The 14836-nt window shown below is 72.9% G+C and carries 20 protein-coding genes; 14 read left to right on the top strand and 6 right to left on the bottom strand.

Going from position 1 to position 14836, the window contains the following annotated elements:
• Positions 1–113: 113 nt before the first annotated feature.
• From ACYVDA_RS07595 to ACYVDA_RS07585, 3 genes are all read left to right on the top strand, one after another.
• Positions 114–644, top strand: coding sequence for a hypothetical protein (locus ACYVDA_RS07595; protein WP_460816755.1), 531 nt, complete (start codon positions 114–116; stop codon positions 642–644).
• A gap of 8 nt (positions 645–652) precedes the next feature.
• The gene (locus ACYVDA_RS07590; RefSeq protein ID WP_460816751.1) at positions 653–1300 is read left to right on the top strand and encodes a hypothetical protein; all 648 of its coding nucleotides are present in this window, start codon (positions 653–655) and stop codon (positions 1298–1300) included.
• A gap of 92 nt (positions 1301–1392) precedes the next feature.
• Positions 1393–1680, top strand: coding sequence for a DUF1905 domain-containing protein (locus ACYVDA_RS07585; RefSeq protein WP_460816748.1), 288 nt, complete (start codon positions 1393–1395; stop codon positions 1678–1680).
• A 168-nt stretch (positions 1681–1848) separates the two neighbouring features.
• Here the strand turns inward: ACYVDA_RS07585 and ACYVDA_RS07580 are convergent, their stop codons facing one another.
• Entirely contained in the window at positions 1849–2259 is a 411-nt protein-coding gene (locus tag ACYVDA_RS07580) for a hypothetical protein (RefSeq protein WP_460816746.1), read from the bottom strand.
• A gap of 139 nt (positions 2260–2398) precedes the next feature.
• Here ACYVDA_RS07580 and ACYVDA_RS07575 point away from each other — a divergent pair, with 139 nt between their 5' ends.
• Entirely contained in the window at positions 2399–3673 is a 1275-nt protein-coding gene (locus ACYVDA_RS07575; protein WP_460816744.1) for an MFS transporter, read from the top strand.
• Here ACYVDA_RS07575 and ACYVDA_RS07570 read toward each other — a convergent pair.
• Complete coding sequence (locus ACYVDA_RS07570; protein WP_460816742.1) at positions 3661–4290, bottom strand: hypothetical protein; 630 nt, start codon at positions 4288–4290, stop codon at positions 3661–3663. The genes ACYVDA_RS07575 and ACYVDA_RS07570 overlap by 13 nt on opposite strands.
• Before the next feature lie 118 nt (positions 4291–4408).
• On the opposite strand from ACYVDA_RS07570, the gene arr reads away from it, so the two are divergent.
• Positions 4409–4831, top strand: a complete 423-nt coding sequence (gene arr / locus ACYVDA_RS07565) for an NAD(+)--rifampin ADP-ribosyltransferase (protein WP_460816739.1) — start codon at positions 4409–4411, stop codon at positions 4829–4831.
• On the opposite strand, the gene ACYVDA_RS07560 is transcribed toward arr, so the two are convergent.
• Positions 4828–5268 carry a MarR family winged helix-turn-helix transcriptional regulator gene (locus tag ACYVDA_RS07560; protein WP_460816736.1) on the bottom strand — a complete coding sequence of 147 codons (441 nt, stop codon included), beginning with the start codon at positions 5266–5268 and terminating at the stop codon, positions 4828–4830. The two genes, arr and ACYVDA_RS07560, sit on opposite strands and share 4 nt — an antisense overlap.
• A 62-nt stretch (positions 5269–5330) precedes the next feature.
• Here ACYVDA_RS07560 and ACYVDA_RS07555 point away from each other — a divergent pair, with 62 nt between their 5' ends.
• The 5 genes from ACYVDA_RS07555 (at position 5331) to ACYVDA_RS07535 (ending at position 8858) form a co-directional block, all read left to right on the top strand.
• On the top strand, positions 5331–5699 hold the full coding sequence (locus tag ACYVDA_RS07555; protein WP_460816735.1) for a VOC family protein: 369 nt from the start codon (positions 5331–5333) through the stop codon (positions 5697–5699).
• A 19-nt stretch (positions 5700–5718) separates the two neighbouring features.
• Positions 5719–6789, top strand: coding sequence for a CPCC family cysteine-rich protein (locus ACYVDA_RS07550; RefSeq protein WP_460816733.1), 1071 nt, complete (start codon positions 5719–5721; stop codon positions 6787–6789).
• A 44-nt stretch (positions 6790–6833) separates the two neighbouring features.
• Positions 6834–7610: a cyclase family protein gene (locus tag ACYVDA_RS07545; protein WP_460816730.1), complete on the top strand. Its 777-nt coding sequence runs from the start codon at positions 6834–6836 to the stop codon at positions 7608–7610.
• A 25-nt stretch (positions 7611–7635) separates the two neighbouring features.
• Entirely contained in the window at positions 7636–8106 is a 471-nt protein-coding gene (locus ACYVDA_RS07540) for a tRNA (cytidine(34)-2'-O)-methyltransferase (protein WP_460816728.1), read from the top strand.
• A gap of 80 nt (positions 8107–8186) precedes the next feature.
• On the top strand, positions 8187–8858 hold the full coding sequence (locus tag ACYVDA_RS07535) for a hypothetical protein (protein ID WP_460816725.1): 672 nt from the start codon (positions 8187–8189) through the stop codon (positions 8856–8858).
• Between the two features lie 7 nt (positions 8859–8865).
• Here ACYVDA_RS07535 and ACYVDA_RS07530 read toward each other — a convergent pair whose 3' ends face one another.
• Positions 8866–9771, bottom strand: a complete 906-nt coding sequence (locus ACYVDA_RS07530) for an AurF N-oxygenase family protein (RefSeq protein WP_460816723.1) — start codon at positions 9769–9771, stop codon at positions 8866–8868.
• Positions 9772–9832: 61 nt separating this feature from the next.
• On the opposite strand from ACYVDA_RS07530, the gene ACYVDA_RS07525 reads away from it, so the two are divergent.
• From ACYVDA_RS07525 to ACYVDA_RS07510, 4 genes are all read left to right on the top strand, one after another.
• Positions 9833–10540 carry a TetR/AcrR family transcriptional regulator gene (locus tag ACYVDA_RS07525; protein ID WP_460816720.1) on the top strand — a complete coding sequence of 236 codons (708 nt, stop codon included), beginning with the start codon at positions 9833–9835 and terminating at the stop codon, positions 10538–10540.
• Positions 10537–10824: a DUF4873 domain-containing protein gene (locus tag ACYVDA_RS07520; protein WP_460816718.1), complete on the top strand. Its 288-nt coding sequence runs from the start codon at positions 10537–10539 to the stop codon at positions 10822–10824. Before ACYVDA_RS07525 ends, ACYVDA_RS07520 begins: the two co-directional genes overlap by 4 nt.
• A gap of 83 nt (positions 10825–10907) precedes the next feature.
• Positions 10908–11351 carry a MarR family winged helix-turn-helix transcriptional regulator gene (locus ACYVDA_RS07515; protein WP_460816716.1) on the top strand — a complete coding sequence of 148 codons (444 nt, stop codon included), beginning with the start codon at positions 10908–10910 and terminating at the stop codon, positions 11349–11351.
• A gap of 53 nt (positions 11352–11404) precedes the next feature.
• Positions 11405–12619 carry an MFS transporter gene (locus ACYVDA_RS07510; RefSeq protein WP_460816713.1) on the top strand — a complete coding sequence of 405 codons (1215 nt, stop codon included), beginning with the start codon at positions 11405–11407 and terminating at the stop codon, positions 12617–12619.
• A gap of 75 nt (positions 12620–12694) precedes the next feature.
• On the opposite strand, the gene ACYVDA_RS07505 is transcribed toward ACYVDA_RS07510, so the two are convergent.
• Positions 12695–13339: a hypothetical protein gene (locus ACYVDA_RS07505; RefSeq protein ID WP_460816710.1), complete on the bottom strand. Its 645-nt coding sequence runs from the start codon at positions 13337–13339 to the stop codon at positions 12695–12697.
• Positions 13340–13556: 217 nt separating this feature from the next.
• On the bottom strand, positions 13557–14753 hold the full coding sequence (gene hppD / locus ACYVDA_RS07500; RefSeq protein WP_460816709.1) for a 4-hydroxyphenylpyruvate dioxygenase: 1197 nt from the start codon (positions 14751–14753) through the stop codon (positions 13557–13559).
• Positions 14754–14836 lie beyond the last annotated feature (83 nt).

Genomic DNA, 14836 nt, shown 5'->3' with positions numbered 1-14836 from the left:
CGGTCCGCGATGAGGCCCATTCGGCGCGCAAGGAGGCTGGTCGGGCGGCGCCGCGACGCAGATCACAGTCACGATCCGGTCTCGGACCCCCCGGCCACGGGCACTGGTCGGGCATGAGCAACGACAAGTCAGCACAGGCCCGCGAGGGGCTCCTCGACAACCTGGCCGGCAAGGCCAAGGAGGTCGCCGGGGCGGTCACCGGCAAGGACGACCTGGTCGAGGAGGGTCAGCTCCAGCAGGCCGAGGCCCAGCACCGCAAGCAGGCCGTGGCCGACGAGGCCGTCGCCGACGCGAAGCGCCAGGAGGCCACCGAGGAGCTCCGCGAGAAGAGCCGCGAGACCGCCGAGGAGAAGGGGCGGGCCCAGACCCGCGCCGACGCCGAGGAGGCCGTCGCCGAGCGCGAGCGCACCACCCAGCACGACGCCGCCGCCCGCGACGCCGAGCGCCAGCGCGCCACCGGCGAGGAGGCCGCCGAGAAGCGCGCCGACGCCGTGGCCGAGACGCGTCTGCAGGACGCCGAGCGCGTGCAGGCCGACGCCGGTGCCGCCGAGCGAGAGGCCAGCGAGGAGCAGGCCCGCCTCCAGCGCGAGGCCCAGGCCGACGAGACCAAGGCTGCGCAGCTGCGCGCCGACACCCAGAAGTGAGGACCACCATGATCGCCCAGCTCATCGCCCTGCCCTACGAGATCGCCCGCTTCCCCCTGTCCACCGTGGACCGCACGGTGACCAGCCGCTTCTCCGACACCTCGCCGCTGCGCGCCGGTGTCGACCGCGTCCTGGGCTCCTCGGACAAGGTCGCCGGACAGCTGCTCGGCAACGCCGCGATCGCCCAGCGCGGCGCCGACCGCCTCGAGCGCTCGCACAAGCTGATCGAGGCCGCCGAGCTCGAGGCCCAGGCCGCCACGCGTCGCGAGGAGGCCAGGAAGACGGCCGCCCAGGGCCGGGCCACCGCCCAGAAGAAGCGTCGCCAGGCCCAGGAGCGCGCCGAGGCCGGCCTGAAGGAGGCCGAGGAGACCGAGGCCCGTGGGAAGGCCGAGGCCGCGAAGGCCGCCAAGAGGGCCGCCGCGGACAAGAAGCGCGCCGCCGACAAGCAGGCCGCGGAGAAGAAGGCCCAGGCCGACCGCCGCAAGGCCGACGCCGACGCGAAGGCCGAGGCCGAGAAGAAGGCCGCGACCGCCAAGGCCAAGGCCGAGATCGACGAGGCCCGCGAGTCCAAGCAGGCCGCCGACCAGGCCAAGGCCGACGCCGCTCGCCTCGAGGACCTCACCGAGGCCAAGAAGGCCGAGCGCACGTCCAGCTGATCCCGCTCCGCCCGACGGGCCGGTCCCCCCTCACCGGGGTGGCCGGCCCGTCGGCGTACGTCCGGAACGGGGGTCGGTGCCATCCTGGACCGGTGGACTTCGAGTTCGACGGGCCGATCGTGGAGTGGCGCGGGCCGGCGCCGTACTTCTTCGTGCGGATCCCGGAGGAGGAGAGCGAGGACATCAAGCTCGCCGCGAAGGGCATCGAGTACTGGGGCCAGGTCCCGGTCGTCGTGCGGATCCACGGTCACGAGTTCACGACCGCGCTGTTCCCCCGCGACGGGGTCTACCTGCTCCCCCTCAAGGCCGCGGCCCGCGCGTCCGCCGGCATCGGCACCGAGGGGGTCGTGGGCGTCGCGCTCGACGTCGGCCGCCGCTGACGGCGTACGCCGCGGGCCGCTGCCGGCCTGTGGGCGTCAAGAGCCACACCCGAGCGACATGCAGTTGGGCTGACCGCTCGTCTGCCCAGACTCCAGCCCGGCGGTCGGCCGGACGAACTGCATGTCGTTCGGGTTGGGAGACCGCGGCGATCCCTGCGTCGTGCGCGATCAGGCCCGTGCACGCGCCACCTCGTGCTGGCGCCGGCCCCGGGCGACCGCCATCAGGACGGCGGCGACCACCAGCGGGGCGCCGACCAGGAGCACCAGCACCGGGATCCCGAGGTAGGCCGGCACGACCGTCCCCTCGCACACCTCCGGCCCCCCGTTGGAGGACCAGCACCCCTGTGCCGGTGCGGTCAGCAAGAAGACCACCGGAAGGTAGCCCAGCGGCCAGACCAGGGTGCCCAGGACCTTGTGGCGCAGCTGCCAGCGATCAGAGGACCACAGGAGCACCTGACCGACGATCCACGCCACGGGCCCGATCAGGGGGAGGGCCGATCCCAGCGTCAGCAGGAACAGGGCCTCCGACTCCCGGAGGAGGCCGCGCACGGGCCTCGTCACGTCCACGTCCTGCGACACCGTCGTCATCGTCTTCCCCCCGGAGAGCCCGCACCGGCCCCACGCCGGTCCGCCGATCCTAGGTGGGCGGGCGCCGCCACGTCCGGACACCGGACGCACGGGTCGGCCGATCGCCGTGGCGAGGTCCTAGGCTCAGCCGGTGCGTGGGGTCTCGTGGGTGCTGCCGATGCGCCGCAACCGCGACTTCATGTGGCTGTGGTCCGGTGAGGCGGTCTCGGAGATCGGCAGCTCGATGAGCGTGCTGGTGTTCCCGCTGCTGGGCTACTCCCTCTCCGGCTCGACCCGCGTCGCCGGCCTGGCCACGACCGGCGTCCTGCTCGGCGGTGTCCTGGCGGCGCTCCCGGCGGGTGTCGTCGTGGACCGGTCCTCGCGCCGCCGCGTGCTGGTGGCGGGCAACCTCGTCGGGGCGGCGGCGTACGCCGTGCTGGCCGCGCTCGCCCTCACCGGCACCCTGACGATCACGGCGATGGTGGTCATCGGCGTGGTGGCGGGAGCGGCGTCGGCGTTCGTCGGGCCGGCGTACGGCGCGGCGCTGCGGGCCGTCGTCCCCCCGCGCGAGCTGCCCTCCGCGATGGCGCAGAGCCAGGCCCGCCACCAGGCCGCCAGCCTCGCCGGACCTCCGCTCGGCGGCGCCCTGTTCTCGCTCGCGCGACCGTTGCCGCTGGTCGTCGACGCGCTGAGCTTCCTCGTCGCCGCGGTGACGGTCACGCGCCTGCAGCACCCCCTGCCCCGACCGACCTCGCTCGTGGACGGCGACGGTGAGCGCGAGCCGCTGCGACGCAGCCTCGTCGGGGGCCTGCGGTTCGTGTGGGAGAACCGGGTGATGCGGGCGATGATGGGCTGGGCCTCGGTGAACAACCTGGCCGGGGTCTTCCTCGGCGTGCTGATCACCTTGCGGCTGGTCGAGGCCGGGGTCGCCCCGGCGGCCATCGGCGCGGTGGACACCATCGCCGCCACCGCCGGTCTGGTCGGGGCCGTGCTGGCCCCCGCGATCGTGCAGCGGGTGGCGACCGGGTGGTTCACCGTGGTCACGGGCGTGGTCTCGGCCCTCGCGCTGCTGGCCACCGCCTTCACCGTCGACCCGGTGTTGATCGGGCTGTGCTGGGCGTGCTCGTCGGTGCTGTTCCCGGCGACGAACGCCGGGATCGGGGGGTACGCCGGCGCGGTGGTGCCCGAGCAGATGCAGGGTCGGATGCACGCCGCTGCCGGCGTCGTCGCCAACGGGACTACGCCGCTGGCGCCGGCGATCGCGGGCGTGCTGCTGGCGGACCTCGGCGGCCTCTGGGCCACGGTGGTCGGCGCGGTCGTCCTCGGGCTGGCCGTGACGCCGATCGTGCTCACCCGCGAGACCCGCACGCTCGGCAGGCCGAGCACCTGGGTCCTCGACCGGGAGACCGATCCTCAGAACGCGTAGCCGAACCGCACCAGGTCTGCGGCGTGCGCCTGCTCGACCAGCCGGCGCCCGTCGACGGAGTACGAGCGCCAGTAGGCCCGGCTCCGCTCGGTGACGTTGGTGGCCGGCACCCGCAGGTCCAGGCCCAGCAGGTCGAGCAGGTCGGCCTCGAGGTGCTCCATGCGCAGCACGACGTCGGCCTCCTCGACGTGGCCGCGGTTGATCCGCCGCGGCTCGGCCGGGTCACCGATGGCGGCCGCCAACCAGTCGTCGAAGTCCAGGGTGACCGCCTCGACGATCCGGTCGATCGCCCCGGGCGTGCGGTGCACCCAGGACGACGGGTCCCTGAGCTCGTGCACCCACCGCGTGCGGGTGCGCTGGTGCTCGGCGACGTAGAAGTCGAAGGGGTTGCGCGTGGTCGTGACGACCCGCAGCCCGTGGTCGACCGGGAGCAGGTCCGCGGCGACCAGCTGCGCCACCGTGCCGTGCTTGGCGTCGACCCCGTCGTGCCGCGTCCCTCCGGGCGGGGGCGCCTCCTCCACCGACCGCTGCGCCAGCAGCGCCTCACCCAGTGCCGTGCTCGCCGTACCGGGGGCTGCGGTGAAGACGAGCCCGGCCGCGACGTCGAGGAGCGCCATCAGCGGCGCACGGGCTGGGGGCGGGGCACCGCCCGACTGAACCACGACGTGTCGCCGACCGGCACCACCCCAGGGGTGGTTCCTCGCGAGGTCGCCCGGCGGGTCCTAGGGTGCCGGCATGGGCGACGACGTGCTGGACGACGGACCGTTCTTCCACGGCACCACGGCCGACCTCGGTGTGGGGGACCTGCTGACCGCGGGCCGCCGGTCGAACTACCGGTCCGAGGTCGTGATGAACCACGTGTACTTCACGAGCCTGCGCGACGGCGCCGGGCTGGCCGCCGAGCTCGCGGTCCTGCTGGCCGGGGGCGCCGCCGTCCCCCGGGTGTACGCCGTGGAGCCCACCGGCGCGTTCGAGGACGACCCCAACGTCACCGACAAGAAGTTCCCCGGCAACCCGACCCGCTCCTACCGCAGCCGCGAACCGCTCCGGGTGGTCGGCGAGGTGCTCGACTGGACACGCCTGGCCCCCGAGGCGCTCGAGGCCTGGCGCGAGCGCCTGGCGGTCCTGCGCGACACCCGCGCCGAGATCATCAACTAGCCCTCGCGCAGGGAGCCGATCATCCGCCGCAGCGTGCGGAAGGTGGTCGCCCGCTCCGCGTCGTCGACGCCGGTGAGCATCCGGACCTCCACGGAGCGCACGGCCACGGTCGCCCTCGCCAGGCTGCGGCGGCCCCGGGGGGTCAGCCGGGTGGGGAGTGCCTTGCCGACGGGCGCGCTCGCCGGGCGGGTCACGAAGCCGTCCCGCTCGAGTGCCTGGAGCAGCACGTTCATCGACTGGCGGGTCACGAAGGCTCCGCGGGCCAGCTCGGAGTTCGACAGTCCGGGGCGCTGGGCCAGGAGCTCGAGGCAGGAGTAGTGCGTGACCGTCATCCCCAGCGGCCGCAGCACCTCCTCCATGGCCGCCCGCAGGGCGCTGGCGACCTCCTTGAGCAGGTAGCCCATGGAGCTCTCGAGGTCGACGCCGTCTTGACTCATGTCAGGAGTCTGACATAGCTTCGTCTGTGTCAGACAACTGACACGAACCCGAGGAGCACCCCGTGCCCGTCACCGGCCCCGACTTCATCTCCCTCCAGGCGAGCGACCTGGCCGCCTCGCAGGCCTTCTACGAGCAGTACCTCGGCCTCGTCCGCTCCCCCGCCGGCCCCCCGCACGCCGTGGTCTTCGAGACGACCCCGATCGCCTTCGCCCTGCGCGACGTCCTCCCCGGCACCGACCTGGCCTCGCTCGCCCGACCGGGGATCGGCGCGGCGATCTGGATGCACGCCACCGACGTCCAGGACATCCACGACGCCCTGGCCGGCGACGGCCACGCGATCGTGTCCGCTCCCGTCGACGGCCCGTTCGGCCGCACCTTCACCTTCGCCGACCCCGACGGCTACCACGTCACGCTCCACGACCGGGCGTGAGACTGGCACGATCAGGGGCGTGAGCTCAGCTGGAGGGGTGACCACCCCCAACCCGGATGAGCGACACCCGTGCCCCTGCTGCGGCCACCTCACGCTCCCCGACGGCCCCGGCGGCTACGACCTGTGCCCGGTCTGCTTCTGGGAGAACGACGGCACGCAGCTCCGGTGGCCCATGGGCGGCGGCGCGAACGGGATCAGCCTGGTGGAGGGTCAACGGGCCTACCGGCGGCACGGGGCGGTGGACAGGCGGTTCCGCGGCCGGGTCCGTCCCCCACAGGAGGACGAGCCCCTCGACACCGGGTGGCGGCCGTTCGACGCGGCTCTCGACTGGACGGACCCCACGCTCCCGGGGAGGCGCTGGCCGAAGAACCACGAGGCCCTCTACTACTGGCGTCCGACGTACTGGAACGGCGACCCGGACCGCCTCCCGGCACCACCCACCGAGGTCACCGGCGGGGAGCGGCTGGTCGCGCACCTGCGCGAACAGGTGCCCGGGACCCGCGCCGTCATCGAGTCGGTGGAGTGGGAGTGGGGCACCGCGGCCCCGATGAGGTGCTGCCGCCTCGTCGCCGACCTCGCCGTCGAGGCCTACCGGGGCGGCGACCCGGATCTCGGGCTCAGCATCGTGACCGCCCTGGCGCCAGGGCTCGACGAGGCCTCGGACCTGCACGCCCCGAACTGCGTCGCCATCGGGCTGCTGGAGAACGTCGTCTGGCACGAGGCGTGGATGCAGCCCCACCTGGAGCAGTGGCCCGCCCTCCTGCTGGAGGAGGTCCGCCGGCAGCAGGCGTACGTCGCCGAGGACGCCGCGAACGCCGAAGCGGCCGCCGCCGCGTGGTCGGAGCTGTGGCGCACCTCGCGGGGTCAGCCACCGCACCTGGTCGAGGAGCGGCTGGGCGCGTTCGAGCGGCACTCCTTCCCCTACCCGGCCCGCGAGCTCCACCGGGCGCTGGCCGCTCGCGTGATGAGCGACCGGCACTGGCTGCGTCACCACCCGGCGGCGGCGATCGGCCTCGCGTGGCGCCACCGGGGCGTGCAGTCGCCGTGGCGCACCGTGCGTTGGTTGCTCCGCCCCCGGCTCGCTGGCTGATCGTCGATCCCGGGCCTGGACCCCCGCCCCCTAGGTTGGTGCCCATGACCGAGCCTGCGCCTCTCGCCCCCCTCAGCGACGTCCTCGACCGCCTCCGCTCGTGCGAGTGGATCGACCTGACCCACGCCTTCGGGCCCGGCATCCCGCACTACTCGGCGTTCCCCGACGAGGTCCGCGAGACGACCTTCCACTTCGACGCCGGTGTCGGGTCGGCGGGCACCGGCTTCCTGGCCCACACCTACACCCACATCGGGCAGTGGGGCACCCACGTCGACCCGCCGGCCCACTTCACGCGCGGCGGCCGCTTCCTCGACGAGCTCCCGGTGACCGACATGATCCTGCCCCTGGTCGTGGTCGACGTACGCCGCCTGGCCGAGGCCGACCCCGACCACACCGTCACGGTCGCCGACCTCGAGGCGCACGAGGCCGAGCACGGCCGGATCCCGGCCGGCGCCTTCGTCGCCCTGCTCACCGGCTGGGCCGACCGCTGGCCCGACGGGGACGCGATGGCCAACCGCGACGCCGACGGTCTGGCGCACTACCCCGGCTGGGGTGTCGAGGCCCTGACCTTCCTGGTCGAGCAGCGGCAGGTGACCGCCGTGGGCCACGACACGACCGACACCGACCCCGGGGCCGTCGTGGGCGGCGGCTCGGCGCCGGCCGAGACCTACGTCCTGGCGGCCGACAAGTGGCAGATCGAGATGCTCGCCGGGCTCGACCGCGTGCCCGCGACCGGCGCCCTGGTCGTCGCCACCTGGCCCAAGCCCCACGAGGGCTCGGGCTTCCCGGCCCGGGTCTTCGCGATCGTCGACCGGGGCTAGGGACGCTCCGGGGTAGCGTCCAGCCGTGTTCCACGTGATGTTCCTCGAGCCACGCATCCCCCCGAACACCGGGAACGCGATCCGGATGGTGGCCGGGACGGGCGCGACGCTGCACCTGGTCGAGCCCCTCGGGTTCGACCTGTCCGAGCCCAGGCTCAAGCGTGCGGGCCTGGACTACCACGACCTCGCCTCGGTGGAGGTGCACCCCGACCTCGAGACGGCGCTCACCAGCGCCCCCCTGGCCGCATCGCGCGTCTTCGCCTTCACCACCCAGGCGACCCGGTGGTTCACCGACGTCGCGTTCGAGCCGGACGACGTGCTGCTCTTCGGGCCGGAGCCGACCGGGTTGCCGGACGAGGTGCTGGGCCACGACCGGGTGACCGACCAGCTCCGGATCCCGATGGTCCCCGGTCGCCGCTCGCTCAACCTGTCCAACTCCGCCGCGGTGGTGGCGTACGAGGCGTGGCGCCAGCGCGGGTTCCCCGGAGCGCAGTAGCAACCCGACGCCGCCCGGGCGGCACGCCGAGGCGGACGGGCAGGACGGGAAGGCCCGTGTCGCGGGTGGACACTCGGGACGTGGCGTCGCAGGAGCGGTCTCGGGCAGGCACGCCGGTCGGTCACGACCCGGCGCGGCCGGTCCTCGACCTGGACTCGCTCCCCCGCCAGGCCCGGGCCGCGGTCGAGGGGGTCCTGGGCCGGCGCGAGACCGACGTCGTGAGCGGCGGGGAGGTCCTCGGGACCCTGACCTTCCGCGCGCGCGTCCTCGAAGGCAACGTCGTACGACCCCGCGAGCCGGACGACGAGACCGCGACCGCACCCCGACCCGACGGCGTCACGGTGGTCGCGACCACCATGCGGATGTCGTCGGCCGCCCGGGAGCGGCTCGCGACGGCGATGGGTGAGGGCTACCTGGTCGTGGACTTCGCCGACGCTCCCCCGACGACCGACGTCGTGCTGGCGCACGCGGTCAGCCACCAGCTGATGTCGACGTTCGCCGCGATGTTCCCCCGGGCCCGGATCGTGGTGACCGAGATCCTCGACGAGGAGCTCGGCCTGCACGTGCGCGGACCCGTCGGCGTGCTGCTCGCGGCCGGCGCCCACGCCTACCTCCCACCCCAACCCGTGGAGGACGTGGCCCGCACCGTCCACGCCTACCTCACGGCCCAGCCGGGCCCGGCGCTCGAGGCCGGCGGGTCCGGGTCACGGGCGCTCGGCCCGCCCTCCGGGAGCCCGGAGGAGCGGACCTGAGCACCGCTCACCCCAGCAGCAGCGAGGAGTGCCAGACCTTCTCCTGGTGACCCGGCAGCAGGCCGTTCTCGCGCAGGAAGGCGAGCGGCTTCTCCCCCATCCACTGCATCGTGGCGCGGTAGTGCGGGTTGCCGAGCGCCGCGCGCCGGCCGTCGCGCGGGTCGATCCCGACGGAGCGGTAGATCTCGGGGTTGACCAGCGAGCGCGCCACCATGAAGCAGGTCTGCGCGGTGAGCACCTGCTGGCGCAGCAGGGCCAGGCCCGACAGGTCGGCGACCTGGCGGCGCACCTCGTCGCGGGCGAAGGTCATGTGGCGCGCCTCCTCCAGCACGTGGATGCGCGCGACCATCCGCGTCACGGGCTGCACCCGCTCGTCCTTGACCAGGTCGCGCTGCCAGGTGTCGAGCACCTCCTCCGCGACCAGGATGGAGGCGTACGCCGAGGGGCCGCGGACGACCGCGTTGAAGAGCCGACCCAGGCGGTGCACCGACGCCGGGGGCCCGTACGCCGGCACGCCGAAGTGCGCGATCGACTTGCCGAACATCGTGGAGTGGCGGCACTCGTCGGCGACCTCGGTCAGGGCGTAGTGCATGTGCGCGCCGCGGGGGTCGGCGTCGTACAGGTCGCGCAGCATCATCTGCATCAGGATCAGCTCGAACCACAGCCCGACGCTCGCGATCGAGGCGACCTCGTGGTTGCTCAGCGTGATCCGCTGCTCCTCGCTCAGCCCCTCCCACAGCTCGGTGCCGTAGAGCGACATCCGCTCCGGCTGCATCCCCCACAGCGTCGGGTCGACCGGCGCGTCCCAGTCGATGTCGACCTCCGGGTCGTAGGAGTGCCGGGCCGAGGAGCGCAGCAGCCGCTCGGGGACGGTGGTGCCGGTGGGACCGGTCGCGATGGTCGTCGTGCTCATGGCGTCTCCTGACTCGCAGTAACTGTTACTTGCAGTAACGGTATCGGCTACTGTGGACACCATGGCCCGAAACGTCAAGAAGCAGGACTCCGGTCCCGAGGCGACCCCACCCGAGTCCGAGGACGGCCGGAGCACCCGCTGGGACGACCACCGCGAGGCCCGCCGGGCCGAGCTGGTCGAGGCCGCGGTCGCCTCCATCGACGAGCACGGCACCGGCGCCAACATCGCCCAGATCGCGGAGTCCGCCGGGGTCAGCAAGCCGGTGCTCTACCGCTACTTCTCCGACAAGGACGACCTCTACCGCGCCGTCGGGGCATGGGGTGCGGAGCAGGTGATCGCCGGGCTGCTGCCGGTGCTGCTCAGCGACGCCCCGCTGCGGGGCCGGGTCGAGAAGGGCTGCACGGCGTACCTCACCCTGATCGCGCGGCACCCGCACGTGTTCTTCCTGCTGGTCGAGCACCGAGGCGGCGACGACCCCCTGGCCGACGGCAAGGAGATGGTCGCCGCGACCATCTCGCGCACCCTCGGTGACGCCCTGCGCGACCTCGGTCTCGACGCCGCGGGCGCGGAGCCGTGGGCCTACGGCCTGGTCGGCCTCGGGCTCTCGACCGGCGAGTGGTGGCTGCGTCGCAAGACGATGAGCCGGGCCGCGGTCTCGCGCTACCTCAGCGCGTTCGTCTGGAACGCCTTCGAGGGGATCGCGGCCGAGCACGGCGTGCGCATCGACGGCGAGGGCCGCCTGCGCCTGGTGGCCGGGGACGACCGGTGAGCGCCCCCGTGGGCAGCGAGATCCGCCACCTGCCCGGCGAGGAGTACGACGGCCCCGCGCGCATCGACGACGTCGAGCTCGAGGTGCGCCTGCGCGGTCACTTCGAGCCCATCGACGGCCGCTTCCACTGGTGGGGTCGGCTGGCCCGCGGCACCGAGCTCCCCCACGCCGCCGGCGCCACCGTCACCCTGACCCTGCCGACCGGGTCGGCCGAGGGTCGGCTCTCCGACGTCGACCCGTGGGGCCGGTTCCGGATCAGCGGCACCGGCCGCCCACCCTTCTGAGCCCGCCTTCCCGAGCCTGCCGGAGCTTCTCCCGGGGTTACCTCCGATTGAACTGCATAGGTTCCCTATGTATATTGGTGGTCATGGACAACCACCAGGTGCGCGAGCTGAGCAACGACCTGGTCGTGCTCGTCGCCCGCCTCGTGCGCGAGGTGCGGCGCCACAACACCGACGTCCCCGCCGCGAGCACCCGCCTGATGAGCCTGCTCGACGAGCTCGGCCCCAGCACCGTGGGCGCGCTCGCGCAGGCCGACCGGTGCAGCCAGCCGACGATGACGGGCCTGGTCAACGGCCTCGTCCTCAAGGGCTGGCTGGTGCGCACGCCGCACCCCGACGACGCCCGCTCCTCGCTGGTCTCGATGACCGACGAGGGCGAGCGCGTGCTCGGTGGCGTGCGCCGCACCAACGCGACCCTCGTCGCCGACCGGATCGCACGCACCGGCCGGACCCCCGAGGAGCTCGCCACCGCCGTGGCCGTCCTGTCCGACCTGCTCGGCGTCGACGAGCGGCTCGCCCCGGCGCGCTGAGACTCCGTCACCGAGAAGCACCACCCATCCCCTGCAAGACAGAGAAGGAAGTCATGCTGAAGCAACCTCGTGCCGTCTGGGCCGTGGCGTTCGCCTGCGTCATCGCGTTCATGGGCATCGGTCTCGTCGACCCGATCCTGAAGTCGATCGCCGCACAGCTCCACGCCACACCCAGCCAGGTCTCGCTGATGTTCACCAGCTACATGGCGATCATGGGCGTCGCGATGCTGGTCACCGGTGTCGTCTCCAGCCGCATCGGCGCCAAGCGCACGCTGCTCGGCGGCCTGGTCCTGATCATCATCTTCGCCGCGCTCGCCGGCGCCTCGAACTCCGTCAGCGCGATCGTCGCCTTCCGCGCCGGCTGGGGCCTGGGCAACGCGCTGTTCGTCGCGACCGCGCTGGCCACCATCGTGTCCTCGGCCAAGGGCTCCACCGGCCAGGCCATCGTGCTGTTCGAGGCGGCCCTGGGCATCGGCATCGCGTCCGGCCCCCTCATCGGCGGGCTGCTGGGCGAGCAGTCCTGGCGCGCCCCGTTCTTCGGCGTCTCGGTGCTGATGCTGATCGCCCTGGTCGCGACCTCGTTCTTCCTGCCCTCGACGCCGCCCACCGGTCGGCGTACCTCGATCGCGGACCCGTTCCGGGCGCTGAAGCACAAGCCCCTGCTGCTGATCGCCCTGACCGCGATCTTCTACAACATCGGCTTCTTCACCATCCTGGCCGCCGGCCCGTTCGCGCTGCCGGGCGCCGGCATCATCCAGATCGGCTGGATCTACTTCGGGTGGGGCGTCCTGGTAGCGCTGGTCTCGGTCGTCGTGGCTCCCAAGATCCAGCGCGCCATCGGCACCGTGCCGGCCATCCTGGCCACGCTCGTGCTGTTCACCGCCGACCTCGCCGTGATGGGGATGTACGCCGACAACAGCACCGTCGTGACCATCGGGATCATCGTCTCGGGTGCCTTCATCGGCAGCAACAACACCCTGATCACCGAGGCCGTCATGGGCGCTGCTCCCGTCGAGCGGCCCGTCGCGTCGGCGGCGTACTCCTTCGTCCGGTTCACCGGCGGCGCCGTCGGTCCCTACGTCGCGCTGAAGCTGTTCGGCTCGGCCGAGGCCCCGCACGTCCACGCGCCGTTCTGGTTCGGCGCGATCATGGTCGGCATCGGCGTGGTCGTCCTGGCCGCCGGCGCCCGCACGGTCGCCGCGACCACCCGGCACGAGGAGACCGTGGAGGACGAGCTCGAGGCCGTCCTGGTCGGCGACCTCGACTGAGTCCCGCCTGACGCCACGAACCGCCGGCCCCCTCCTCGGGGGCCGGCGGTTCGTCGTCGTGGGGGCGGTCGGCGGCTACTTGACCCGCACGGTGATCGTCGCGACGCCGACCAGCAGACCGGGCTTCACGGCCTTGGTCCCGAACGTCTTGTTCAGCAGGGGCGCGGCGACCGGGGAGATCTCCACCTTGGTGCCGGTCAGGATCGCGACCCGCCCCTGGGTCTTCAGCGGCTGGAGCGTGCGTCCGTCGAGGGAGAACAGGTAGGCGCCGGTCGCGGCCCGCTTGCCGTTGACCAGCACGTCGCCGTAGACGCGCGAGACGCCGGGGTCCACGTTGAGGTCGCGCAGGACGACCTTCGTGCCACCGGCGGCCAGGCTCAGCCCGGAGGTGTCGTGGTGCAGCTGCCCGATGACGTACGGCGAGACCTCGCCCGGCTTGAAGACGGTGACGTTGCCGCCCGTGATCGGGAAGACCAGCGAGCCGTTGCGCAGCTTGGCCTTCCCCACCGTCCCGGGCGTCAGCTTGAGCTTCTTCAGCGCAGCCGCGAAGCCCGCGTCGAGCTTGATCGCGGTCGAGCGGCCCGTCACGGCCGGCACCGAGGCGACCGGCTTCGGCGCTCCCCCGCCGAAGGGCGAGGAGCAGCCCGCCAGCGGGAGTGCCATCAGGCTGGCGGCGGCCGCGAGGGCCAGGGTCTTGCGGGCGGGGCGTCGGGAGGTCATGGGGGACCTTCGGAACCGAGGGGCGACCCGGATGTCGGCGTACCACTCCGTGGGCGGGCGCCGACCACAAGGACATGCAGTTCGCGGCCTGGCAACCACACGCACGCCCAGCATCGGGACGCGGCGATCGAGCTGCATGTCGCTCGGGTGGGCCGGCTCGCTTCCCCCAACTCGGGGGTCGGCTCGGTCACCGTGTCGGCGGCACCCCCGGACCCTCCTACAGGTTGCCGCGGGCGTCCTGCTCGCGCTCGATGGCCTCGAAGAGGGCCTTGAAGTTGCCCTTGCCGAAGCCCAGGGAGCCGTGGCGCTCGATCAGCTCGAAGAACACCGTCGGACGGTCGCCGAGGGGCTTGGTGAAGATCTGGAGCAGGTAGCCGTCCTCGTCGCGGTCGACCAGGATGCCGCGGCTCTGCAGCTCCTCGATCGGCACGCGGACGTGGCCGATGCGGGAGCGCAGCTCGGGGTCCTCGTAGTAGGAGTCCGGGGTGCTCAGGAACTCCACGCCGTTGGCGCGCAGCGCGTCGACCGAGGCGAGGATGTCGCCGGTCGCGACGGCGAGGTGCTGGGCCCCGGCGCCGCGGTAGAAGTCGAGGTACTCGTCGATCTGGGAGCGCTTCTTGGCGATCGCCGGCTCGTTGAGCGGGAACTTCACCCGGTGGTTCCCGTTGGCGACGACCTTGCTCATCAGGGCGGAGTAGTCGGTGGCGATGTCGTCGCCGATGAACTCCGCCATGTTGGTGAAGCCCATGACGCGGTTGTAGAAGCCGACCCACTCCTCCATCTGGCCGAGCTCGACGTTGCCGACCACGTGGTCCAGCGCCTGGAAGATCCGGCGCGGCTGACCCGCGGGCTTGACGAACGTGCTGGTGCGGGCGACGTGGCCCGGCAGGTAGGGCCCGTCGTACGCCGACCGGTCGACGAGGGTGTGCACCGTCTCGCCGTACGTCGCGATCGCCGCGATCCGCACCGTGCCGTGCTCGTCGACCAGGTCCTCGGGCTCGCGCACGACCCGGGCGCCGGCCGACCGGGCCTGGGCGATGCAGCGGTCGACGTCGGGCACCTCCAGGGCGATGTCCACGACGCCGTCGCCGTGGCGGCGGTGGTGGTCGGCCAGGGGGCTGTCGGGGTCGACGGCGCCGCGGAGCACGAACCGGATCGACCCCGAGCGCAGCACGAAGGACACGTGGTCGCGCTGGCCGGTCTCGGGGCCGGCGAAGGCCTCGAGCTCCATCCCCCACGCCGACTGGTAGTAGTGCGCGGCCTGGGTGGCGTTGCCGACCACGAACACGATCGCGTCCCAGCCGGTCACCGGGAAGACGTCGCGGTCCTCGTCGTACTCCACCAGACCGACCAGCTGCTGGAGCTGGTCCAGGGTCAGGTCGGCGCGGGTCTCCTCGGGCGTCAGTGAGCTCATGCGCGACAGGATGGCCTGGAGGTGACAACCTGTGCCATCGATGTCCGACACGTTGGACAACCTGACCAGTCGTGGGAGTGAGC

Source organism: Nocardioides korecus, from assembly GCF_054778395.1.
The sequence above is the reverse complement of the archived record's forward strand: the minus strand, read 5'-3'. Positions and strand labels throughout refer to the sequence as shown.